This is a genomic window from Sphingomonas ginsenosidivorax (genome assembly GCF_007995065.1).
Taxonomy (GTDB): domain Bacteria; phylum Pseudomonadota; class Alphaproteobacteria; order Sphingomonadales; family Sphingomonadaceae; genus Sphingomonas; species Sphingomonas ginsenosidivorax.
In genome coordinates this window covers 1545781-1566085 of record NZ_VOQR01000001.1, presented here as the reverse complement: position 1 = coordinate 1566085, position 20305 = coordinate 1545781, and the positions used below count along the sequence as shown (strand labels likewise).

22 protein-coding genes are annotated in these 20305 nt (G+C 67.8%); 10 read left to right on the top strand and 12 right to left on the bottom strand.

Features of this window, described 5'->3' with window-relative positions:
- Window positions 1–6: 6 nt before the first annotated feature.
- The gene (locus tag FSB78_RS07035; RefSeq protein ID WP_147081285.1) at window positions 7–708 is read right to left on the bottom strand and encodes an SDR family NAD(P)-dependent oxidoreductase; all 702 of its coding nucleotides are present in this window, start codon (window positions 706–708) and stop codon (window positions 7–9) included.
- Window positions 709–720: 12 nt separating this feature from the next.
- Window positions 721–2178: an amidophosphoribosyltransferase gene (gene purF, locus FSB78_RS07030; protein ID WP_147081283.1), complete on the bottom strand. Its 1458-nt coding sequence runs from the start codon at window positions 2176–2178 to the stop codon at window positions 721–723.
- 121 nt (window positions 2179–2299) lie between these two features.
- Between purF and hisI the strand changes: the two genes are divergently transcribed.
- From hisI to FSB78_RS07010, 4 genes are read left to right on the top strand one after another with little or no spacing between them, the layout of a single operon-like run.
- The gene (hisI, locus tag FSB78_RS07025) at window positions 2300–2674 is read left to right on the top strand and encodes a phosphoribosyl-AMP cyclohydrolase (RefSeq protein ID WP_147081282.1); all 375 of its coding nucleotides are present in this window, start codon (window positions 2300–2302) and stop codon (window positions 2672–2674) included.
- On the top strand, window positions 2671–3156 hold the full coding sequence (locus FSB78_RS07020) for a hypothetical protein (RefSeq protein WP_147081280.1): 486 nt from the start codon (window positions 2671–2673) through the stop codon (window positions 3154–3156). Before hisI ends, FSB78_RS07020 begins: the two co-directional genes overlap by 4 nt.
- 33 nt (window positions 3157–3189) lie before the next feature.
- A complete protein-coding gene (locus tag FSB78_RS07015) occupies window positions 3190–3612 on the top strand; it encodes a MerR family transcriptional regulator (RefSeq protein WP_147081278.1) in 423 nt (140 codons plus the stop codon).
- A gap of 3 nt (window positions 3613–3615) precedes the next feature.
- Complete coding sequence (locus FSB78_RS07010; RefSeq protein ID WP_147081275.1) at window positions 3616–5418, top strand: acyl-CoA dehydrogenase C-terminal domain-containing protein; 1803 nt, start codon at window positions 3616–3618, stop codon at window positions 5416–5418.
- Window positions 5419–5547: 129 nt separating this feature from the next.
- Here the strand turns inward: FSB78_RS07010 and purQ are convergent, their stop codons facing one another.
- Genes purQ through purC form a run of 3 tightly spaced genes read right to left on the bottom strand, consistent with a single transcriptional unit; the run spans window position 5548 to window position 7223 of the window.
- Window positions 5548–6216, bottom strand: a complete 669-nt coding sequence (gene purQ / locus FSB78_RS07005; RefSeq protein ID WP_147081273.1) for a phosphoribosylformylglycinamidine synthase subunit PurQ — start codon at window positions 6214–6216, stop codon at window positions 5548–5550.
- Window positions 6213–6443, bottom strand: a complete 231-nt coding sequence (purS, locus tag FSB78_RS07000) for a phosphoribosylformylglycinamidine synthase subunit PurS (RefSeq protein ID WP_147081271.1) — start codon at window positions 6441–6443, stop codon at window positions 6213–6215. The genes purQ and purS overlap by 4 nt, the downstream gene beginning before the upstream one ends.
- Complete coding sequence (purC, locus tag FSB78_RS06995; RefSeq protein ID WP_147081270.1) at window positions 6444–7223, bottom strand: phosphoribosylaminoimidazolesuccinocarboxamide synthase; 780 nt, start codon at window positions 7221–7223, stop codon at window positions 6444–6446.
- An 842-nt stretch (window positions 7224–8065) separates the two neighbouring features.
- On the opposite strand from purC, the gene FSB78_RS06990 reads away from it, so the two are divergent.
- Complete coding sequence (locus FSB78_RS06990; protein WP_147081268.1) at window positions 8066–8509, top strand: hypothetical protein; 444 nt, start codon at window positions 8066–8068, stop codon at window positions 8507–8509.
- 13 nt (window positions 8510–8522) lie between these two features.
- Here the strand turns inward: FSB78_RS06990 and kynU are convergent, their stop codons facing one another.
- Both kynU and FSB78_RS06980 read right to left on the bottom strand, forming a co-directional pair.
- Window positions 8523–9731, bottom strand: a complete 1209-nt coding sequence (gene kynU, locus FSB78_RS06985; RefSeq protein WP_147081266.1) for a kynureninase — start codon at window positions 9729–9731, stop codon at window positions 8523–8525.
- The gene (locus FSB78_RS06980) at window positions 9728–10597 is read right to left on the bottom strand and encodes an alpha/beta hydrolase (protein ID WP_147081264.1); all 870 of its coding nucleotides are present in this window, start codon (window positions 10595–10597) and stop codon (window positions 9728–9730) included. The genes kynU and FSB78_RS06980 overlap by 4 nt, the downstream gene beginning before the upstream one ends.
- A 136-nt stretch (window positions 10598–10733) precedes the next feature.
- Here FSB78_RS06980 and parC point away from each other — a divergent pair, with 136 nt between their 5' ends.
- Window positions 10734–12983 carry a DNA topoisomerase IV subunit A gene (gene parC, locus FSB78_RS06975; RefSeq protein WP_147081262.1) on the top strand — a complete coding sequence of 750 codons (2250 nt, stop codon included), beginning with the start codon at window positions 10734–10736 and terminating at the stop codon, window positions 12981–12983.
- Between the two features lie 75 nt (window positions 12984–13058).
- A complete protein-coding gene (locus FSB78_RS06970; protein WP_147081260.1) occupies window positions 13059–14732 on the top strand; it encodes a putative bifunctional diguanylate cyclase/phosphodiesterase in 1674 nt (557 codons plus the stop codon).
- Window positions 14733–14771: 39 nt separating this feature from the next.
- Here FSB78_RS06970 and FSB78_RS06965 read toward each other — a convergent pair whose 3' ends face one another.
- Genes FSB78_RS06965 through FSB78_RS06950 form a run of 4 tightly spaced genes read right to left on the bottom strand, consistent with a single transcriptional unit; the run spans window position 14772 to window position 17661 of the window.
- Window positions 14772–15947 carry a CCA tRNA nucleotidyltransferase gene (locus tag FSB78_RS06965; protein WP_422396681.1) on the bottom strand — a complete coding sequence of 392 codons (1176 nt, stop codon included), beginning with the start codon at window positions 15945–15947 and terminating at the stop codon, window positions 14772–14774.
- A complete protein-coding gene (locus FSB78_RS06960; protein ID WP_147081256.1) occupies window positions 15944–16528 on the bottom strand; it encodes a CoA pyrophosphatase in 585 nt (194 codons plus the stop codon). Before FSB78_RS06960 ends, FSB78_RS06965 begins: the two co-directional genes overlap by 4 nt.
- Window positions 16525–17091 (bottom strand): DUF1285 domain-containing protein, encoded by a 567-nt coding sequence (locus tag FSB78_RS06955; RefSeq protein ID WP_147081254.1) that lies wholly within the window; start codon window positions 17089–17091, stop codon window positions 16525–16527. The genes FSB78_RS06960 and FSB78_RS06955 overlap by 4 nt, the downstream gene beginning before the upstream one ends.
- 57 nt (window positions 17092–17148) lie before the next feature.
- On the bottom strand, window positions 17149–17661 hold the full coding sequence (locus tag FSB78_RS06950) for a GNAT family N-acetyltransferase (RefSeq protein WP_147081252.1): 513 nt from the start codon (window positions 17659–17661) through the stop codon (window positions 17149–17151).
- Between the two features lie 144 nt (window positions 17662–17805).
- Here FSB78_RS06950 and FSB78_RS06945 point away from each other — a divergent pair, with 144 nt between their 5' ends.
- Window positions 17806–18177 (top strand): dihydroneopterin aldolase, encoded by a 372-nt coding sequence (locus FSB78_RS06945; RefSeq protein WP_147081249.1) that lies wholly within the window; start codon window positions 17806–17808, stop codon window positions 18175–18177.
- On the top strand, window positions 18174–18464 hold the full coding sequence (locus FSB78_RS06940; RefSeq protein WP_147081247.1) for a Rossmann fold domain-containing protein: 291 nt from the start codon (window positions 18174–18176) through the stop codon (window positions 18462–18464). The genes FSB78_RS06945 and FSB78_RS06940 overlap by 4 nt, the downstream gene beginning before the upstream one ends.
- A gap of 58 nt (window positions 18465–18522) precedes the next feature.
- On the opposite strand, the gene FSB78_RS06935 is transcribed toward FSB78_RS06940, so the two are convergent.
- Window positions 18523–19389, bottom strand: a complete 867-nt coding sequence (locus FSB78_RS06935) for a hypothetical protein (RefSeq protein ID WP_242008096.1) — start codon at window positions 19387–19389, stop codon at window positions 18523–18525.
- Between the two features lie 226 nt (window positions 19390–19615).
- Between FSB78_RS06935 and FSB78_RS06930 the strand changes: the two genes are divergently transcribed.
- The gene (locus tag FSB78_RS06930; RefSeq protein WP_147081245.1) at window positions 19616–20293 is read left to right on the top strand and encodes an energy transducer TonB; all 678 of its coding nucleotides are present in this window, start codon (window positions 19616–19618) and stop codon (window positions 20291–20293) included.
- Window positions 20294–20305: the final 12 nt, after the last annotated feature.

Sequence of the window (20305 nt, the reverse complement as noted above, 5' to 3'; positions counted from 1 at the left end):
GGCAGGTCAGACCCGCTCGAAATGCCCCGCGTCGAACCCGTCGATCGCCAACCGCACGATTCGCTCGGCGACCACCGCCGGCTCCTTCACCGACTGCGGATCCTCGCCCGGATAGGCGCGTGCGCGCATCTTCGTCCGCGTAGCACCCGGGTCGAGGATCGCGGTACGGATGCCGCTGATTTCGGCCATCTCGTCGCCATACGCGCCGATCAGCGTCTCGAACGCCGCCTTCGATGCGCCGTACATGCCCCAATAAGCCCGCGGCGTTCGTGCGACGCTCGACGTCACGCCGATCACGCGCGCGGCCTTCGCCTTCTTCAGCATCGGGTCGAACGCCGAGATCAGCGCCGCCTGCGCACTGACGTTGAGCGTCAGGATCTGCGCGAGTTCCTTTGGATCGATCGACGGCACCGACGACAGCGACCCGAGCATCGCCGCATTGAGCACGAGGATGTCGAGCGCGTCCCAGCGGCCGCCGATCGCCGTCGCCAGCCGCGCGATCGCATCGGTCTCGGCGAGATCGAGCGGCGCGATCGTCGCCGAACCGCCGGCGGCGTGGATCGCCTCCTCGACCTCTTCGAGCCCGCCGGTGGTGCGCGCGGTCAAGACGACGTGCGCGCCTTGCGCGGCGAGTGCGATCGCGGTCGCGGCGCCGATGCCGCGGCTGGCGCCGGTGACCAGCGCCAGTTTGTCAGTAAGGGGCTTCAAACCGTCTCTCCGTCAGACCACGCGTTCGGCGAGCATCGCGAACTGGTCGACCTCGGCGCCCTCGTCGTAATCGGTCAGCGTCGTCGGATAGTCGCCGGTGAAGCAGGCATCGCAATATTTCGGGCGAATATCGGCGCGCTTGGCCTCGCCGAGCGCCTTGTACAGCCCGTCGATCGAGATGAACGCCAGGCTGTCGGCATGGATGAACCCGGTCATCCCGCCGAGATCATGCTGGGCTGCGAGCAGTTTCGCGCGTTCGGGCGTGTCGACGCCGTAGAAGCAGCTGTGCCGGGTCGGCGGGCTGGCGATGCGCATGTGCACCTCGGCGGCGCCGGCCTCGCGCATCATCTGCACGATCTTGAGGCTGGTGGTGCCGCGGACGATCGAATCGTCGACCAGGATCACCCGCTTGCCCTTGATCAGCGCGCGGTTGGCGTTGTGCTTCAGTTTGACGCCGAGATGCCGGACCTTGTCGCCCGGCGAGATGAAGGTCCGCCCGACATAATGCGAGCGGATGATGCCGAGCTCGAACGGGATGCCCGATTGCTGCGCATAGCCGATCGCGGCCGGGGTGCCCGAATCGGGGACCGGGATGACGAGGTCGGCCTCGACCGGCGATTCGATCGCGAGCTGCGCGCCGATCGCTTTCCGGACCGAATAGACCGAATGATCGCCGACGATCGAATCGGGGCGCGAGAAATACACCCATTCGAAGATGCACGGCCGCGCCGCCATTGGCGCGAACGGGCGGATCGAACGGACGTCCGACCCTTGCACGATCACCAGCTCGCCCGGCTCGACCGCGCGGACGAAGGTCGCGCCGACGACGTCGAGCGCCACCGTCTCCGACGCGAAGATGATCGCATCGCCGAGCTTGCCCATGACGAGCGGCCGGATGCCGAGCGGATCGCGGCAGGCGATCATGCCCTCTGGCGTCATCACGATCAGCGAATAGGCACCCTCGACCTGCTTCAGCGCGTCGATGAAGCGGTCGAGCAGCGTCCGGTAGTTCGACGTCGCGACGAGGTGGATGATCGTCTCGGTGTCGCTGGTCGACTGGAAAATCGACCCGCGCCGCACGAGTTCCTTGCGCAGCCGCATCGCGTTCGAGATGTTGCCGTTGTGCGCGACCGCGAAGCCGCCCGTCGACAGCTCGGCGTAAAGCGGCTGGACGTTGCGCAGCGCGGTCTCGCCGCTGGTCGAATAGCGGACATGCCCGCAGGCGACGGTGCCCGGCAGCGAGCGGATGACGTCGTCGCGGTCGAAATTGCCCGCGACATGGCCCATCGCCCGGTGCGTATGGAAATGGTGGCCGTCGAAGGTCGTGATCCCGGCGGCTTCCTGGCCGCGGTGCTGCAGCGCGTGCAGCCCCAGCGCAACCAGCGCGGCGGCGCCGTCTGTGGCGGAAACGCCGAAAATTCCGCACTCCTCGCGGAGTTTGTCGTCATCATAGGGGTTTGTCGTCAGCATGGCGGTGTCCCACGTCCTGCGGAGGCCGCCATATAGGAACGGTTGTGCGACTTGTCGCCTGTTTGTCATGAAGAAGCCGCGCGGTCCGTCGCATCCGCGGCGAATTGGGGTATGACGGGGCATGACCGATCCCCACGGCGCCTCGCGCGAAACCGGGCTGACGCTCGATCCGAAATATGATGCCGCCGGCCTCGTCACCGCCGTCGTCACCGACCGCGTGTCGGGCGACGTGCTGATGGTGGCGTACATGAACGCCGAGGCGCTGGCCGCGACGCAGGCGAGCGGCGAGGCTCATTTCTGGTCGCGCAGCCGCGGCAGGCTCTGGAAGAAGGGCGAGACCTCGGGGAACGTGCTGCAGGTCGCCGAACTCCGTGTCGACTGCGACCAGGACGCGATCTGGGTGATCGCCGATGCCGCCGGCCCCGCCTGCCACACCGGCGCGCGCAGCTGCTTCTACCGGCGGATCGAGGATGGCGCGTTGGTCCCGGCGGAATGAGGTGGCTGGTCCTCGCGCTGCTGCTCGACGGATGCGGCGGCCCTGCGACGAGCGCGGCCGACGACAGCGCGGGCGCGCAGCTCGAGGCGGCTGCGACTCGGGCCGGGCTCGTCGCCGACCCCAAAGGCTCGATCCAGGGCAGCTGGGCGCGCGATACCGACCGTCTGTGCGTCGTCGAGTCGGGCAGCGGCGCGAGTCGCATCGGCGTGACGGTCGACTATGGCGAAGGGCAGGGTTGCACGGCGTCCGGCACCGTCAGCCGCTCGGGCGATCGGCTGCGCGTCGCCTTTGCCGGATGCCGGTTCGAGGCGCGGTTCGACGGCGATCGCATACGCTTCCCGGCCGATCTTCCCACCGATTGCGAAAAGCTGTGCACCGGCCGCGCCTCGCTGGCCGCGCTGAGCGTCGATCGACTGAGCGATTCGCGATCGGAAGCCGGCGCGCTGCGGTCGGCAAAGGGCGCTCTTCTCTGCGGCGGTTGACGTTGACGTAAAGGTCAGGTAATTACCGTGTCGATGACGTCCTTCGCTTCCTATGCCGTGGTCGCGCCCGACGAGAGCCGGGAAAGCTTCACGATCTCCGATCTCTCCGCCGAGTTCGACGTCACCGCGCGCGCGCTCCGCTTCTACGAGGACGAGGGGCTGATCACGCCCGAGCGTCGCGGGACCCAGCGTATCTACTCGCACCGCGACCGCGCGCGGCTCGCCTGGATCCTGCGCGGCAAGCGCGTCGGGTTCAGTCTCGGCGAGATCCGCGAGATGATCGATCTCTACGATGTCGGCGACGGCCGCCGGCTGCAGCGCCAGGTCGCGATCGATCGCGGCCGTGCGCGGATCGACCTGCTCGAGGCGCAGAAACGCGACATCGACGCCGCCATCACCGAACTCACCGCTTTCGTCGCCGTGCTCGAAGCCGGCCGTGCCCAGGACAAAGGATAAGACATGCCCCAGTATACGCCTCCCGTCCGCGACACCCGTTTCGTGCTCGACCATGTCGTCGGGCTCGAGCGTCACGCCAACCTGCCCGGGTTCGACACCGCGACGCCCGACGTCGTCGACGCGGTGCTGGAAGAGGGCGGCAAGTTCGTCTCCGAAGTGCTGTTCCCGATCAACCTGTCGGGCGACCAGCAGGGCTGCACGCGCCATGAGGATGGCAGCGTGACGACGCCCGACGGCTTCAAGGAGGCGTACAACCAGTATGTCGAGAGCGGCTGGGCCACGCTCGGCAACCAGCCCGAATATGGCGGGCAGGGCATGCCCCACGTCGTCTCGACCGCGTTCCAGGAATACATGATCTCGTCGAACATGGCGTTCGCGATGTATCCCGGCCTGACGCACGGCGCGATCGCCGCGCTGATCGCCAAGGGCTCGGACGCGCAGAAGGCGATGTACGTGCCCAAGATGGTGTCGGGCGAATGGGGCGGCACGATGAACCTGACCGAGCCGCAGTGCGGCACCGATCTGGGCCTGATCCGCACCAAGGCCGAGCCGCAGGCGGACGGCTCCTACGCCATCACCGGCACCAAGATCTTCATCTCGAGCGGCGAGCACGACCTGACGCCGAACATCATCCACCTCGTGCTGGCCAAGACGCCGGGCGCCCCCGACAGCTCGAAGGGCATCTCGTTGTTCGTGGTGCCGAAGTTCCTGGTGAACGAGGACGGATCGCTGGGGACGCGCAACGGCGTCACCTGCGGCTCGATCGAGCACAAGATGGGCATCCACGCCAATTCGACCTGCGTCATGAACTATGACGGTGCGACCGGCTGGCTGGTCGGCGAGGAGATGAAGGGCCTCGCCGCGATGTTCATCATGATGAACGCCGCGCGCCTGGGCGTCGGGCTGCAGGGGCTCGGCATCGCCGAGGTCGCCTATCAGAACGCCGTCCAGTACGCGCACGACCGCCGCCAGGGCCGTGCGCTGACCGGTGCCAAGGATCCGCAGGAAAAGGCCGACACGCTGTTCGTCCATCCCGACGTCCGCCGCATGCTGATGGAGGCCAAGGCGCAGACCGAGGGGCTCCGCGCGCTGATCATGTGGACCGCGCTGCAGGCCGATCTGGAACATGCCGCCGGGACCGAGGAGGAGCGCCAGCTCGCGGGTGACCTGATCAGCCTGCTGACCCCGGTCATCAAGGGCTACGGCACCGACAAGGGCTATGAGATCGCGACCAACGCGCAGCAGGTCTATGGTGGCCACGGCTACATCGCCGAATGGGGCATGGAGCAATATGTCCGCGACGCCCGCATCGCGCAGATCTACGAAGGCACCAACGGCGTGCAGGCGATGGACCTGGTCGGCCGGAAGCTCGCGATGAACGGCGGCCGCGCGATCCAGGCGTTCTTCAAGCTGGTCGCCGACGACGTCGCCGCCGCCAAGCAAGACGAGGCGACCGCGCAGTTCGCGACCGATCTGGAAAAGGCCAACGGCCAGCTCCAGGCCGCGACGATGTGGTTCATGGCCAACGGCATGAAGAACCCCGAGAATGTCGGCGCGGGCGCGTACAGCTACATGACGCTGATGGGCATCGTTGCGGTCGGCACGATGTGGCTGCGGATGGCGGTCGCCGCGAGCAAGCTCAAGGCGGCGGGCGAGGGCGACGCTGCTTTCCTCGACGCCAAGCTGATCACCGCGCGCTTCTTCGCCGAACGCATCCTGCCCGACGCAGGCGCGCTGCGTCGCAAGATCGAGGGCGGTGCTGAGTCGGTGATGGCGCTGCCAGCCGAGATGTTCATGGCGGCGTGATCTGACCTGTCCTCACCCGTCGCCGCCTTCGGCGTCTTTTCCCTCTCCCAATGGGAGAGGGAAGGGCCCGCGGCCACTTGGCCGTGGGAAGGGTGAGGGCAGCAATTTTGCCCCGTTGGTTTCGGGATATTACGCCCCGACGGTTTCCAGCAGGCCTTCGAAAAGACGGCGCCCGTCGGTGCCGCCATGCGCGGCCTCGATACGGCGTTCGGGATGCGGCATCATGCCGAGCACGTTGCCGGCCTCGTTGAGAAGCCCGGCGATATTGCGCGCCGACCCGTTGACCGGATCGGCGTAGCGGAACGCGACGCGGCCCTCGCCCTCGAGGCGATCGAGTGTGGCTTCGTCCGCGAAGTAATTGCCGTCGTGATGCGCGACCGGAACGACGATCCGCTCGTCTGGCGTGTAGCGCGAGGTAAAGGCCGACTGCGCGGTCCCGACGGTCAGCGCGACGTCGCGGCAGACGAAGTTCAGCCCCTGGTTGCGCATCAGCGCGCCCGGCAGCAGCCCGGCCTCGGTCAGCACCTGAAAGCCGTTGCAGATCCCGAGCACGCGCACACCCTTGCCCGCCGCGTCGACCACCGCGCGCATGATCGGCGATCGCGCCGCGATCGCGCCCGAGCGCAGGTAATCGCCGTACGAGAACCCGCCCGGGACCGCGACCAGGTCGATGGTGTCGGGCAGGACGGTCTCGCCGTGCCACACCATCACCGGCTTGACGCCGGTGACGGATTCCAGGGCGACGGCGATGTCGCGATCGCAGTTCGATCCCGGGAAGACGACGACCGCGGTCTTCATGCGCGCTCGATCCGGTAATTCTCGATCACGGTGTTGGCGAGCAGCTTGCGGCACATCGACTCGATCGCCGCGTCGTCGGTGTCGTCGGCGACCTCGAGCTCGATCAGTTTGCCCTGGCGGACGTCCTGGACGCCGTCGAAGCCGAGCGAACCGAGCGCGTGGTGGATCGCGCGGCCCTGGGGGTCGAGCACGCCGGGCTTCAGCGTCACGTAAACCTTGAGTTTCATTTACTTGCCCCGGTTCTTGCGATGCTTTTCGAGGTCGAGCACCGAATTGTCGCCACCTTCGGGCAACAGTCCAAGACGGCGTGCAACCTCTTGATAGGCTTCGACTTCGCCGCCGAGATCGCGACGGAAGCGGTCCTTGTCCATCTTCTCGTTGGTTTCCATGTCCCACAGCCGGCAGCCGTCGGGGGAAATCTCGTCCGCGAGGATGATGCGGCCATAGTCGTTGTCGAAGATCCGGCCGAACTCGAGCTTGAAGTCGATCAGGCGGATGCCGACGCCGGCGAACAGGCCGGACAGGAAGTCGTTCACGCGGATCGCCAGGTCGGCGATGTCGTGCATCTCCTCCTGGCTGGCCCAGCCGAACGCCGCGATATGCTCGTCGGAGATCATCGGATCGCCGAGCGCATCGTCCTTGTAGTAATATTCGATGATCGTGCGCGGCAGCTTGGTGCCTTCCTCGATCCCGAGGCGCGTCGACAGCGAGCCGGCGGCGACGTTGCGGACGACGACTTCGATCGGGACGATCTCGACCTGGCGGATCAACTGCTCGCGCATGTTGAGGCGGCGGATGAAGTGCGTCGGCACGCCGATATGGTCGAGCAGCGTGAAGATGTGCTCGGAGATGCGGTTGTTCAGCACCCCCTTGCCGTTGATCGTGCCCTTCTTCTGGGCGTTGAACGCGGTGGCATCATCCTTGAAATACTGGATGAGCGTGCCGGGTTCGGGGCCCTCATAGAGGATCTTGGCCTTGCCCTCGTAGATCTGGCGGCGGCGAGCCATAAGCGGGTCCCCTGAAAATGAGCGGCCCCGGCACCCACGAACGGTTCGCGGAGCCGGGGCCGGGATAGGCGCGGCCTATAGGCGAAGGGGGCGGGGGGTGCAATCGGCGGGTGCGCCGCACCATGCCGTAACGGAGGCGGCAGTGGTGTCGCCGGATCGCGGATGACGCTCGGCTGAGGGTGATCGCGCCATGAATGATCCGGAGGCGCGAAAGATTTCCGCGGAATCTTCAGAGGGAATATCGCAAGTCTTCGCCTCCGCTCCGCCGCATTGCCGTCGAGGTCAATGTTTCGGCTATAGTTGAAGTATTTGTACAAAACCGACGCCCGCAAATAATCATCAACATTTTGTTTGTCGCGCGATGGATCGTTTCGAAGCTAACGCCGTTTATACCGTACGACCAACATAGGTTAGGCAGGTTGCGCGATCTGATCGCCACCACCCCGCCCTCATGGATGCGCAAAGTCGCACCAGACCGAAGAGTTCGGACACACCCCAAAATCCGCTGCCGGCGAGAGAACGGGTGACGACACTTAACGGACATCGGCGGAGACACTCTATGCGACCGAATCTTTCGGACGCCGGGCACCGGACGCGTCAGCGCGTTCGGACGGCCGGCGCGTCGTTCCCCCACATGACGGCGTCCCGTACGGGCGGCCTGATCCCGGGTCCTATCCCGTTCGATCCCTGAGGCGGCCGTGATGGCGTCTGAGCCCAGGCGCCCCCTCTACCGATAACGCGACCTGCGACCGCCGGCGAAACGCTCGTTTCGCCGGGTGAGCGCGGCTGCCCTCCCAGTTCCGCTCTTGCTCGTCCCTGCGTCTCGCGGGGCCAGGATCCCCATGTTCAAAAATTGTCTCGTCGCCGCTGCGGCGTCGCTGCTCGCCCTGGTGCCCCAGCCTGCCGCTGCGCAGCGGCTGATCCTCCCCGGCGCGCTGCTGCTCGCCGGCTACCGCGCGACGTGCGGGCCGGTCGATACGATGATCCAGCCGATCAACGATATCGCCGCCGCGTACACCGGACGCATCATCCTCCACCCCCGCGTCCTAAACCTCCCCCGTGCACAGCAACTCTTCTGGTACACGCATGAATGCGCCCACCAGATCTTCGGCCCGGGCGAAGCCGCGGCGGATTGCTGGGCGGTGCAGCAGGGCAAGATCCAGGGCTGGCTGACCAGCGCCGAACTATCGGCCCTGGGCGCGTCGATGCGGGCATTTCCGGGCGATGCGAACCATGCCGACGGCCCGTCGCGGCTGGCTGCCATGAACAGCTGCTACGCGCGCTAGGGGCGCACGTCGATCAGGTGACGGCGTTGCGGGTCGCGAACGCCGGATCCTGCCACGCCGCGGTCTCGATCGTCTCGCGCAGGATGTCACCCGCGCGCCAGACGTCCTCGTGGCTGAGATACAGCGGGGTCAGGCCGAGGCGGAGAATGTCGGGATCGCGGAAATCGCCGATGACGCCGCGCGCGATCAACGCCTGCGTGAGGGCATAGGCATCCCGGTGACGGAAGCTGATATGGCTGCCGCGCGCCGCGGGATCGCGCGGCGTGACGCATTCGAGGCCGAGCGCGGTGCCCGCACGGGCGAGGATCTCGAACAGCGCCGCGCTCTTGGCCGCGACCGCGGTCATGTCGACGCCGTCCCAGACATCGAGCGCGGCGTCGAGCGCAGCCATCGACAGGATCCCCGGCGTGCCGGTGCGCCAGCGGGCCATTCCCGGCGCAGGGCGATAGCCGTCCTCGAACGCGAACGGCGCGGCATGGCCCATCCAGCCCGAGAGCGTGTTGTCGAGGCAATCCTGCCAGCGCTTCGCAACGAAGACGAACGCGGGCGCGCCGGGTCCGCCGTTGAGATATTTATACGTGCTCCCCACCGCGAGATCGGCGTCGGCGAGATCGATGGCGACCGCCCCGACGCTGTGGCTCAGGTCCCAGAGCATGAGCGCCCCCGCCGCGTGTGCGCGCGCGGTCCAGGCCGGCATGTCGAAGCGCGCGGCGGTCTTGTAGTGGACGTGAGTCAGCAACAGCAGCGCGGTGTCGTCGTCGAGCGCGTCGGCCAGGTCCTCGCGGGCGACGACACGCAGGCGCGCGCCGGGCACGCAGGTGACCGCCCCCTCGGCGACATGCAGGTCGGTGGGAAAGTTGCCGGCCTCGCTCACCACCGTGCGGCGCGCCGGGTCGAGGCGGAGTGCGGCGACGATCAGCTTGAACAGGTGGATCGAGGTCGAATCGCCGACGATGACCTCGTCCGGCGCGGCGCCGATCAGCGGCGCGATGCGCGCGCCGATCCGTTCGGGGGCGTCGAACCAGCCTTCGTTCCAGCTGCGGATCAGCCGGTCGCCCCATTGCCGGGTGGCAGCATTGGCGAGCGCGGCGGGAACGTGCGCGGGCAGCGCGCCGAGCGAATTGCCGTCGAGGTAGAGCGTATCCGCGGGTAGCGTGAACCGGTCGCGGTACGCCGCCAACGGATCGCGCGCGTCGAGCGCGCGGGCGTCGTCGCGGGTCACTTGAACGCGTCCCGGATAAGACGCTTGGCCTCGGCCCAGGCAGGCGTTTCGGGTGCGACCAGCTCGACATGGCCGGTGGCGGGCACGGTGTGGAGCGTCGCGGTGTCGCCCGCTGCCCTGGCCTTGGAGCCATAGTCGGTGGCCATGCGGAACGGGATGATCGTGTCCTCGTGGCCGTTGACCAGTTCCTGCGGGATCTTGAGTGGCAGCAGTCGCGGGACCGAGGTGTCGGCATAGACGTCGGTGCGTCCGGGGGCGGGCTTGCCGACCAGTGCCGCGACCACATCGGTGCCGCAGCCATTGTCGGGGCTCGCGGCAGTCGCCTCGAGGTCGGGCAGGCCGCCCAGGCTGATCACATGCGCGATCCGCAGCGGATACGCGACGCGCAGCGGGCTCGTCGGCGCGATCCGCGGCCGGGCGGCGAGCCACAGCGCGAGATGCCCGCCGGCGGAATGGCCGATCGCGACGACCTTGCGCGTATCGAGATGATATTTGCGTGCGTTCACCGCGAGTTGGTCGGCGGCCTTGCCGGCATCTGCGAAGGTTCCCGGATAGCCGCCGCCGGTCCGGTCGACCCCGCGATAATCGATGTTCCACACCGCGATCCCGTCTTTCCGCAGATCGTCGGCGACCCAGTTCATCAGGCTGCGGTCGGCGATGCCGGTCGTCCAGCAGCCGCCATGGACCATCACCACGACCGGGAACGGGCCCTTGCCCTTCGGCAGCCAGACATCGACCTTCTGCATCTGGTCCGAACCATAGGCGATCGTCGCGTCCGCCCTGGGCTTGGGGCGCGTGGTGAGGTCATCCCATGTCAGCAGGGCGGCAGCGGGTGCGAGAAGCAGGGTGGCGAGGGCGGTGAGCATCCGCCGTTCGTAGAGCGGAACGGGGCGCGATTGCTACAGCGTCGGCGGGACATTCCGCGCCAGACGGAACAGAAAGGGGGCATTCGTCTCGTGCGGGCTTTGATCGCGGGCGGCGCGGATGCTAGCGTCACCCGCAATGACCAGCGACTTCAAAGACCCGTTCGACAGCATCGTCGACGCCCCGTTCGACAGCGCACTCAGCGAGCGGTATCTCGTCTACGCCCTGTCGACGATCACCGCGCGGTCGTTGCCCGACGTGCGCGACGGGCTGAAACCCGTGCATCGCCGCCTGCTCTGGGCGATGCGGCTGCTGAAGCTCGATCCCGCCCAGGGGTACAAGAAGTGCGCGCGCGTCGTCGGCGACGTGATCGGCAAATATCATCCGCATGGCGACCAGTCGGTCTACGACGCGATGGTGCGCTTGGCGCAGTCGTTCGCGATGCGTTATCCGCTGGTCGACGGGCAGGGCAATTTCGGCAACATCGACGGCGATAACGCCGCCGCCTATCGCTACACCGAAGCCCGGCTGACGCAGGTCGCGGTCGACCTGATGGACGGACTCGACGAGAACGCGGTCAACCTCCGACCGACCTATAACGGCGAGGAGGAAGAGCCCGAGCTGTTCCCGGGGCTGTTCCCCAACCTGCTCGCGAACGGCGCCGCGGGGATCGCGGTCGGGATGGCGACGAGCATCCCGCCTCACAACGCCGCCGAGCTGCTCGACGCCGCGATCATGCTGGTCGACCGGCCGGATGCCGATGATGCGATGATCCTCGAGCACGTGAAGGGACCGGACTTCCCGACCGGCGGTCTGGTCGTCGATCCGCCCGCCGTGATGCGCGAATCCTATGCGACCGGCCGCGGGGGCTTCCGCGTCCGCGCGCGCTGGACGATCGAGCGCGAGAAGGGCGGCGGCTGGCAGGTCGTCATTTCCGAAATCCCGTACGGGATCCAGAAGGGCAAGCTGATCGAGCAGATCGCCGAGCTGATCAACGCCAAGCGGCTGCCGATCCTCGCCGACGTCCGCGACGAATCGGACGCCGAGGTGCGCATCGTTCTCGAACCGCGCAGCCGCACCGTCGATGCCCAGGTGCTGATGGACGGGCTGTTCCGGCTGACCGACCTCGAGACGCGCGTGAGCCTCAACCTCAACGTGCTCGACAAGGATCGCACGCCGCGGGTGATGTCCTTGCGCGAGGCGCTGTCGGCGTGGGTCGAGCATCAGTTCGTCGTGCTGACACGGCGGACGCAGCACCGGCTGGAGAAGATCGCCGACCGGATCGAGCTGCTCGACGGCTATCTCGTCGCCTATCTCAACCTCGACCGCGTGATCGAGATCATCCGCACCGAGGATGAGCCCAAGAAGGTGATGATCGCCGAATTCAATCTGACCGATCGTCAGGCGGAGGCGATCCTCAACATGCGGTTGCGTTCGCTCAGGCGGCTGGAAGAGTTCGAGATCAAGACCGAGCGCGACAAGCTCGACAAGGAGCGCGCCGACCTCGCCGCCTTGCTCGATTCGCCGCGCAAGCAGCAGAATCGGATGAAGCGCGACCTGACCAAGGTACGCGACCGCTATGGGCACGAGACGCCGCTCGGCAAGCGCCGCACGACGATCGAGGAAGCCGCGCCGACGCGCGACATCCCGCTCGAGGCGATGATCGAGCGCGAGCCGATCACCGTGATCCTGTCGCAGCGCGGCTGGATCCGGGCGATGCGCGGGCACAACGATCTGGCGAGCCCCGAGGCGCTGAAGTTCAAGGAAGGCGACGGCCCCGCCTTTGCCTTCCATGCGCAGACCACCGACAAGCTGCTGCTCGCGGCGGAGAACGGGCGCTTCTACACGCTCGCCTCGGACAAGCTGCCAGGCGGACGCGGGTTCGGTGAGCCGGTGCGCGCGATGATCGACCTCGACGGCAGCGTCGGCATCGTCGCGCTGCTGCCCGCGAACAAGCAGGCCAAGCTGATGGTCGCGGCAACCGACGGCCGTGGTTTCGTGGTGACTGCCGCGGACGTCGTCGCCGAGACGCGCAAGGGGAAGACGGTGATGACGCCGCGGCCCGGCGAGACGCTGAAGCTGGTGCGCCCGATCGCGGCGACCGACGATTACGTCGCGGCGATCGGCGACAACCGAAAGATGCTGGTGTTCCCGCTCGCCGAACTGGTCGAGATGACGCGCGGGCAGGGGCTGCAGATGCAGCGCTACCGCGACGGCGGACTGGCGGACGCTATCACGTTCGAATTCTCGACCGGATTGAGCTGGCCGATGGGCGGCGGGACGGGGCGCGTGCGGACCGAATCCGACCTGGGTCCGTGGCGGGCTGCACGCGGTGCGGCGGGTCGAATGCCCCCAACCGGGTTCCCCCGCGATAATCGTTTTGGATAAAACGGTTTTATTTGTTTTTGTAACGAACTTGCGTCCTTCAGAACGTCTTAACGAAGACTGGACTAGGCGGGTCGCATGGCATCGACCGCGCCCCATGTAGAACCGACCGAAATCGTTTCGGTAGAGCTGGTTACGCGCGCGCTCGAATTGGTACCGATCCCAGCGGTCCAGGTGTGCCGCCAGGATGGCGCGCTATCGGTGTACGCGACGAACCGCGCCTATCGGCTGGCCGGGTTCGGCGTGGTTTCGGAACGGTCGCCGATGCTGGCGGCGCTGGGCGATCGGATCACGACGTTCCTCGACGCGGGTCAGGTTCGCACCGAGTTCGAATGGACGATCGGCGAGGTCGTCGACTGCCGCTATTACCGCGTGACGATCGCGCGCTCGTCGGTCGCGGTCCACGACCGCTGCATGGTGATGTTCGTCGACCAGACCTCTCGCGTCCATACCGAACGCAGCATGCAGCGCGAGATGACGACCGACAGCCTGACCGGGCTGCCGAATCGCGAGGGTTTCGAGGACATTCTCGAACGCGAGGCCGATCGCGATAACGTCGCGGTGCTGGCGATCGACCTGGATCGGTTCGGTCGGCTCAACGCCTGCCTCGGCAGCCTGGCCGGCGACGAACTGCTGATCACGGTCGCGCGGCGGATCAAGGGTGCGCTCCGCGCGCGCGACACGTTGGCGCGGCTGGGCGGCGACCAGTTCGGCATCCTCATGGCGATCGACGACAACCGGGACGAGGCGCACCAGCTGGCCCGCCGGATCCGCCAGACGCTGGCGACGCCGTTCCGGCTCACGACCTACGAGATCAGCGTCGAATGTTCGGTGGGCATCGCCTACGGCGCCGACGAGCCGGGCGAGGGCGCCGAGCTCGTCCGCCACGCGCAGTTCGCGGTGAAGCGCGCCAAGGTCAGCGGCCGGTCCGAATCCTACCTGACGCAGGATTTCACGATCGCGCGCGACGCGTTCGCGATGGAGACCGCCCTGCGTCGCGCGATCGAGAATCGCCGGCTGCACCTGACCTATCAACCGATCTGTGACCTGGCGACCGGCCGGGTGACGTCGTTCGAGGCGCTGGCGCGCTGGACCGACGAGGATGGCCGCGAATATGCGCCGAACGACTTCATCCCGGTCGCCGAGGAATCCGGACTGATCGTCCCGCTCGGCCGCTGGGCGATCGAGGAGGCGGCACGGACGCTGGCGGCGTGGGATCTGGCGGCGGGCGGCAATTGCGGCGTCAAGGTCGCGGTGAACCTGTCGGCGATCCAGTTGCAGCGCGACGACATCGCGCCGGTCGTCGCGGCAGCGCTCGCGGCCACCGGGTTGAGCGGGCATCGCTTCACGCTGGAGCTGACCGAGAGCGCGATCGTCAGCGATCCCGACCGCATTGCGGGCGCGATGCACGCGCTCAAATCGCTCGGCACGACGCTGGCGATGGACGATTTCGGCACGGGGTATTCGAACCTCGCCTATCTGCAGAAGCTGCCGATCGACGTGCTCAAGATCGATCGCAGCTTCGTGACCGAGATGCTGGCGGACCGCGACAAGGTCTCGATCGTCCGCGCGATCCTCAGCCTGGCGCAGGCGCTGGGCATGAAGACCACTGCCGAAGGCGTAGAGACCAACGAGCTGGCGCAGACGCTCGCGGCGCTCGGATGCACCTATGGCCAGGGCTATTTCTTCGCACGACCGCTGGCGGCGGACGCGGCGTTCGCGATGCTGGGGTTCGCGGCCCCGCCGTCCTGAACCCAGTCTACCTGAACCCCGCCGCGCGGCGGACCGCGGTCAGGCGAGCGCTTCCACCACCCAGGCGTCCGCGATCGCGGACAGCCGTGCCGCGTCGGGAAAGTCCTCGGCGATCCACTGGGTCTCGATCCGGCGCAGCATCGCCGCCACGTCGGGTCCCTTGCGCAAGCCGCGCGCGACGAGTGCGCCGCCGTTGATCGGCAACGCCGGCGGCGACCAGTCGCGGATCGGCGCGATGTCTGCCCCCGACAGCAACAGGCGGTCGGTCGCGCCGACGGGACCTGCCCGGTACGCCAGCGCGCGCGGGCCTTCCGACCCGGGGCCGGCGGTCGCGGCGATCAGTCGTTTGCGGTCGGCATTGGAGAGTTTCAGCCTGGCGCCGACCGATTCGGCGTCGGCCCCCGGGATCACCGCGGCGAGCCGGCGGATCGGATCGGGTGCCACGTCCGCAGCGCGTTCGCGCTCCGCCAGCGCGCCTAGGCGGTCGGCGCCCGCAGCGTCGATCTCGGGCAGGACCGCGCGAAAAATACCGTGCTCGACCATCAGCCGGACGACCGTAACCGCGCCCGTGGTCACGAGCAGCTTCAGGACTTCGCTCGCGATCCGTTCGCGCGACAGCGCCATCAGGTCGTTGGCGCGCGCGGTGCAGGCGGACAGGCCGGCGGCGTCGATCTCCGCACCGAACCTGGCGTGAAAGCGGAAGAACCGCAGGATGCGCAAATGGTCCTCGGCGATACGCTGCAGCGGGTCGCCGATGAAGCGGACGTGCCGGGCGTCGAGGTCGTCGAGGCCCCCGAAATAGTCGAAGATCTCGCCGGTCGCGGGATCCGCGTAGAGCGCGTTCATCGTGAAGTCGCGGCGCGCGGCGTCCTCGCGCCAGTCGTCGGTATAAGCGACGACGGCGTGGCGGCCGTCGGTGGTCACGTCACGGCGCAGCGTCGTCACCTCGACCGGTGCTCCGTCGACGATCGCGGTGATGGTACCGTGCGCGAGCCCCGTCGGGATCGCCTTGATCCGGGCGTCTTCCAGCCGGGCGATGACCTCGGTCGGCGCATGCGAGGTGGCGATGTCGATATCCGCGACCTCGAGGCCCAGCAACGTGTCGCGCACCGCGCCGCCGACGAAGCGCGCGGCACCGTCGTCCGCGCCAAGCGCGGCTGCCAGCCGGTCGAGCCCGGGGCGGTGCCGCCAGGACGCGTCGGGGAGCACCGTCACAGCCCGGCCAGTCGGTGCGAGAGGTTGACGATCATCGCAGCGGTCGCGCCCCAGATGCGGCGGTCCTGCCAGGTGATCTCGTAGAAATGGCGTGTGCCTCCCTGCCATGCCGCGCTCGCGCGGACCTGGTTGACGGGGTCGAACAGGAAGGCGATCGGCACTTCGAAGACGCTGGCGACCTCGGCTTCGCTCGGATGCAGCGTCAGGTCGGGAGGGACGACGCCGATCACCGGGGTGACGTGATAGCCGGTGACGGTGCGATAGCGCTCGACTGCACCGACCACGGTGACGGCATGGCTGGGCAAGGCGACCTCTTCCTCCGCCTCGCGCAACGCCGCGGCGACGGCGTCCTCGCCCGGATCGACGCGACCGCCGGGGAACGCGATCTGTCCCGCATGCCGGCGCAGCGTCTCGGTCCGCTTGGTCAGAATGATGCCGGGCGCGGCGCGGTCGGTGATCGCGACGAGCACGGCGGCCTCGTGGAGCGCCTCACCCGGCGCGTCCTCGCGGTCGCCAAGCGTCACGAGGCCCGGATCGATGTCGCGGGCCAGCGCTGTCGCCAGCCGTTCGGCGAGACTCACGCCGCGGGCTCCAGCGCGAAGAAATCGCCGTCGCTCCAGATTCCGGGCGGGGTCTCGCCCCCGTCGATCGCGCGTTCGGCAAGCTCGTAATAGATCGGGCGCGCGATCAGCGCCTCCATTCCGCCGCGGACCATCAGATAGGGGCGGGGGCCGTCGGCATCCTCGGCGAAGCGCAGCGGGTGCGCGGGGCCGGCGGTGACGAGGTCGCCGGTGTTGAGCCGGAAGGCGAGGCTCGCATCGCGCCCTTCACCCTCGGCCTTCATCTCGACCGCGACGAACGGCGCGTCCTCGACGGCGATGTCGAGCTTTTCGACGGGAGTGACGAGCACATAGCCGCCGTCGGGCTCGCGCCGCAGGATCGTCGAGAACAGCCGCACCATCGTCTCACGACCGATCGGCGTCCCCTGGTGATACCAGGTGCCGTCGCGCGCGATCCGCATCTCGCTGTCGCCGCAATGCGTCGGGTTCCAGCTGGCGACCGGCGGCAATTTGGCGTCGGCGGCCAGTCGGGCGATATCGGCGAGGCTGAGCGAGGCGAGGTCGGGCAGGGGATCCATGGGCATGCGTGCGAGGTAGGCCCGGCGATCTCCGCCGTAAAGGCGGCTGCCCGCGTAAAGCCTTCAGGCGGGCGCGGCGATCCGCGGACCGAGCGTGCCGGCGATGGCGGGCACCGCCGCACCGCGCGCGAGCAGGCGGTGGCGCTCGACCGGACCGGGCAGTACCCAGCCGGCTGTACGCTCAGCCGTGAAGCCGAAGAATCGGCCGTAATATTCGGGGTCGCCGATCAGCATCATGGCGTCGTCAAGCCCGTGCGCAGCCGCCGCGTCCAGTGCCGCGGTCATCAGCATGCGGCCGATACCGTGCATCTGGTGCGCCGGATCGACCGCGACGGGGCCCACCATCACGACCGGATGGACGATGTCGTCGCTGGCGACGAGCGCCACCGGCCAGCACTGGATGCTGCCGACCAGCGCACCGTCCAGCATCGCGGCGAAGCTGAGTGTCGGGATCGCATGCCCGTCGCCACGCACGATATAGGCGGTGCGACGGTGGCGACCGGGTTCGAACGCGCGGTCGAGCAGCGCTTCCACGGCGGCGGGGGCGACGCTATCCAGACGTACGATCGTGATCATCGGCACTCTTCCCGCTCGTACGATCGCGGCTGCGCCTTGCGCTGCGACGCCGAAGGCCGCGCGCTTTACCGGTCGGGTGCGCGAACGCAAGTGGATTACCCAAGTGGATTGCCGTCACGCTCCCGTGATCCTAGAGGCGCGAGCATGGAAGACAGTCTTCAGCTCGAGGTGCACGACATCGAAGTGCCGGTCCTGACCGGCATCTATTCGGAGGAGACGCACCTGCCGCAGCCGCTGCGTATCTCGCTGACCGTCGATCTGGCCTGTCCGCCGCATTTCGCCCCCGACACGCCGCTGTCGGCGTCGAAGAACTATATGGAGCTGAAGCACGCAGCCACCGACGCGCTGCCGCCGGGCGTGCACTTCACGCTGATCGAGGCGGTCGCGGACCATATCTGCGAAACCCTGTTCCTGCAGGATGCGCGCGTGCTCAAGGTAACGGTGAAGATCGTCAAGCTGGCAATCGCGGAGGCTGGGGAGTCGATCGGGGTGACGCTCGTTCGGCACCGGCGGTGAGGATCGACCTCGCAGCGACGGAGGACCTGGCTGCCTGCGTGCGGGGCGCGACTGGTGAGTCGATCGTGCTGGTGATCGCGCCCCGCGCGCCGCTGGAGATGGCGCTGGCGCGTGCAGCGATCGCCCCGCTCGCGATCGAGCGCGCGCCCGCGATGCGGGTCAACGCAGTCGTGCCCGGCGTCGGGGCGGATGCGCACGACGTCGAGGCCGCGGTTGCGTACCTCGAAAACGCGCGATCGACGACCGGGCAGATCCTGGACGTTACCCAACCGTCATCGCGGGTTTGATCCGGATCCAGGGCTCAGGATGACGGGAGGAGGGGGCGTCAGGGTAACCGAAGAGGCGTCAGCGGCGGGTCCGCCCGCACTCGCCCAGCGCACCCATGACGAAGCGATAATCCTCCTGCGCGACAGTGGCGTCCGCCGCTTCCAGCGCGGCAGTGCTCTGCGGCGGCAGCGTCGCGGGCAACGCGCAGGCGAGGCGGTACCACAGCAGCGTATCGCGCGCCGGCGGTCCCGCCGCTTCGTCGACGATCTCGCTCAGCGCGACCGCCCAGCGCGGCTGCTCGCCGGGGCGGCGGAGTACCGAGAGCGACACCGGACGCTGGTCGGCGGTGGTCAGGAACACCTGCGTCTCGCCTTCGCCGGGCAGCGCGCCGGGCACATGGAAGGCGTTACCGACCCCCGTGATAACCGGCGGCGCGTCGGCCGCCAGCACGTCGCGGGCGATCGTGCGCAGCTGCGAATCGGTATCGGGCGTCCAGGGCAGCTGCGCGTCGCGCGCGACAAGCTGGACCTGGTTGATCGCACCGGGAACGGGGCGGGCGAGGAGGAGGATGCGGGACTTCTTCAGGTTGGGCACTTTGCCCCGCGCATCGAGCGCCACGTCGAGCACATATCCGATTCGTGGCGGCAGGCCCTGCGCCCCGCGGATCAGCGACGTCACGTCGACTTCGACGTAGAGGCGCGCGTCGCTGGGCCCGACGCCCGCGGCCTCGGCCCCCTTGATCCGGCTCACCGACCGGACCGTGGCATCGGCGATGATCGGGGCCGCGAGCACCAGGTCGGTCAGGTCGGCATAGGCGAGCCCCGCGGCGATCGCGGGGGCCGACGGCGCGGAAATCCCAGTTTGCGGCGGGACTTGCGCCACCGCCGGCAGCGTGGACAGTGCGAGCGCTACCAGCGCGATGGTGGTATGGTGAAGGGCGATCATGTCCCTTCGGTAAGCCATCCTGCATGAACGAAACAGAAATAATCCCGTCATCATGCGCTTGTACGTTTGTTGCGTCCGACAAAGCGTTTGCGTGTCGCAAGGCGTGGCGATAGGACTTGCACGCTGCCCCGTGGATATTCCGGCCCACGGAAGACGTTTTTGTGTTCTGCGCCTTCGACGCCGAGCCGCGTCCGGGACAGGCAGATTGAGGGAGTGTCGTTTCTGAATGGCCTATGTTGACCAGAAGATGTCCGGAGGCAAAATCGTCGCGATCGTTATCGTCGCGCTGATTCATGCGGCCTTGGGCTATGCTTTCGTCACCGGCCTCGCGTACCAGTACGTGAAAAAGGCCCAAGAAAAGCTTAATACGTTCGACGTGGAGCCGCCGCCGCCGCCGCCTCCGCCCGACGAGCCCCCGCCGCCGCCGCCTGACCAGCCAAACCTGCCGCCGCCGCCGACCACGGTCGTCGTGCCGCCGCCCTTGGTCGTAACGCCGTCTCCTGCACCCGCGGTGACGACGACGTCGATCATTCCGCTGAGCCAGCCGACCGCGCCGCCTGCGCCGCCTTCGCCAGCGGTCGCACCAGCGCCGCCTGCGCCGGTGGTGAACAAGGCAGCCGGTGCCAAGGGCAACCCGGCGGAATGGGTTTCGACGGACGATTATCCGCCGAGCTCGCTGCGTGCCCAGGAAGAGGGTACGACCGCGATCGCCTGGGACATCAACACGGCTGGCCGTGTCGAGAATTGCCGGGTTACCCAGTCCAGCGGTTCTTCGGCGCTCGATCGTGCGGCCTGTGCGGCGATCACGCGGCGCGGACGCTATTCGCCAGCGCTGGACCAGTCGGGCAACCCGATCCGGTCGTCGTCTTCGAGGCGCGTGACGTGGCGGATGCCGCCGCAGTAATCGCAATTCGAA

Bases quoted from the DNA above. Each gene is read 5' to 3' on its own strand.
- purF (WP_147081283.1), bottom strand. From the start codon at position 2,178: ATGCTGACGACAAACCCCTATGATGACGACAAACTCCGCGAGGAGTGC.
- hisI (WP_147081282.1), top strand. From the start codon at position 2,300: ATGACCGATCCCCACGGCGCCTCGCGCGAAACCGGGCTGACGCTCGAT.
- FSB78_RS07020 (WP_147081280.1), top strand. From the start codon at position 2,671: ATGAGGTGGCTGGTCCTCGCGCTGCTGCTCGACGGATGCGGCGGCCCT.
- FSB78_RS07015 (WP_147081278.1), top strand. From the start codon at position 3,190: ATGACGTCCTTCGCTTCCTATGCCGTGGTCGCGCCCGACGAGAGCCGG.
- FSB78_RS07010 (WP_147081275.1), top strand. From the start codon at position 3,616: ATGCCCCAGTATACGCCTCCCGTCCGCGACACCCGTTTCGTGCTCGAC.
- purQ (WP_147081273.1), bottom strand. From the start codon at position 6,216: ATGAAGACCGCGGTCGTCGTCTTCCCGGGATCGAACTGCGATCGCGAC.
- purS (WP_147081271.1), bottom strand. From the start codon at position 6,443: ATGAAACTCAAGGTTTACGTGACGCTGAAGCCCGGCGTGCTCGACCCC.
- purC (WP_147081270.1), bottom strand. From the start codon at position 7,223: ATGGCTCGCCGCCGCCAGATCTACGAGGGCAAGGCCAAGATCCTCTAT.
- FSB78_RS06990 (WP_147081268.1), top strand. From the start codon at position 8,066: ATGTTCAAAAATTGTCTCGTCGCCGCTGCGGCGTCGCTGCTCGCCCTG.
- FSB78_RS06980 (WP_147081264.1), bottom strand. From the start codon at position 10,597: ATGCTCACCGCCCTCGCCACCCTGCTTCTCGCACCCGCTGCCGCCCTG.
- parC (WP_147081262.1), top strand. From the start codon at position 10,734: ATGACCAGCGACTTCAAAGACCCGTTCGACAGCATCGTCGACGCCCCG.
- FSB78_RS06970 (WP_147081260.1), top strand. From the start codon at position 13,059: ATGGCATCGACCGCGCCCCATGTAGAACCGACCGAAATCGTTTCGGTA.
- FSB78_RS06955 (WP_147081254.1), bottom strand. From the start codon at position 17,091: ATGCCCATGGATCCCCTGCCCGACCTCGCCTCGCTCAGCCTCGCCGAT.
- FSB78_RS06950 (WP_147081252.1), bottom strand. From the start codon at position 17,661: ATGATCACGATCGTACGTCTGGATAGCGTCGCCCCCGCCGCCGTGGAA.
- FSB78_RS06945 (WP_147081249.1), top strand. From the start codon at position 17,806: ATGGAAGACAGTCTTCAGCTCGAGGTGCACGACATCGAAGTGCCGGTC.
- FSB78_RS06935 (WP_242008096.1), bottom strand. From the start codon at position 19,389: ATGATCGCCCTTCACCATACCACCATCGCGCTGGTAGCGCTCGCACTG.
- FSB78_RS06930 (WP_147081245.1), top strand. From the start codon at position 19,616: ATGGCCTATGTTGACCAGAAGATGTCCGGAGGCAAAATCGTCGCGATC.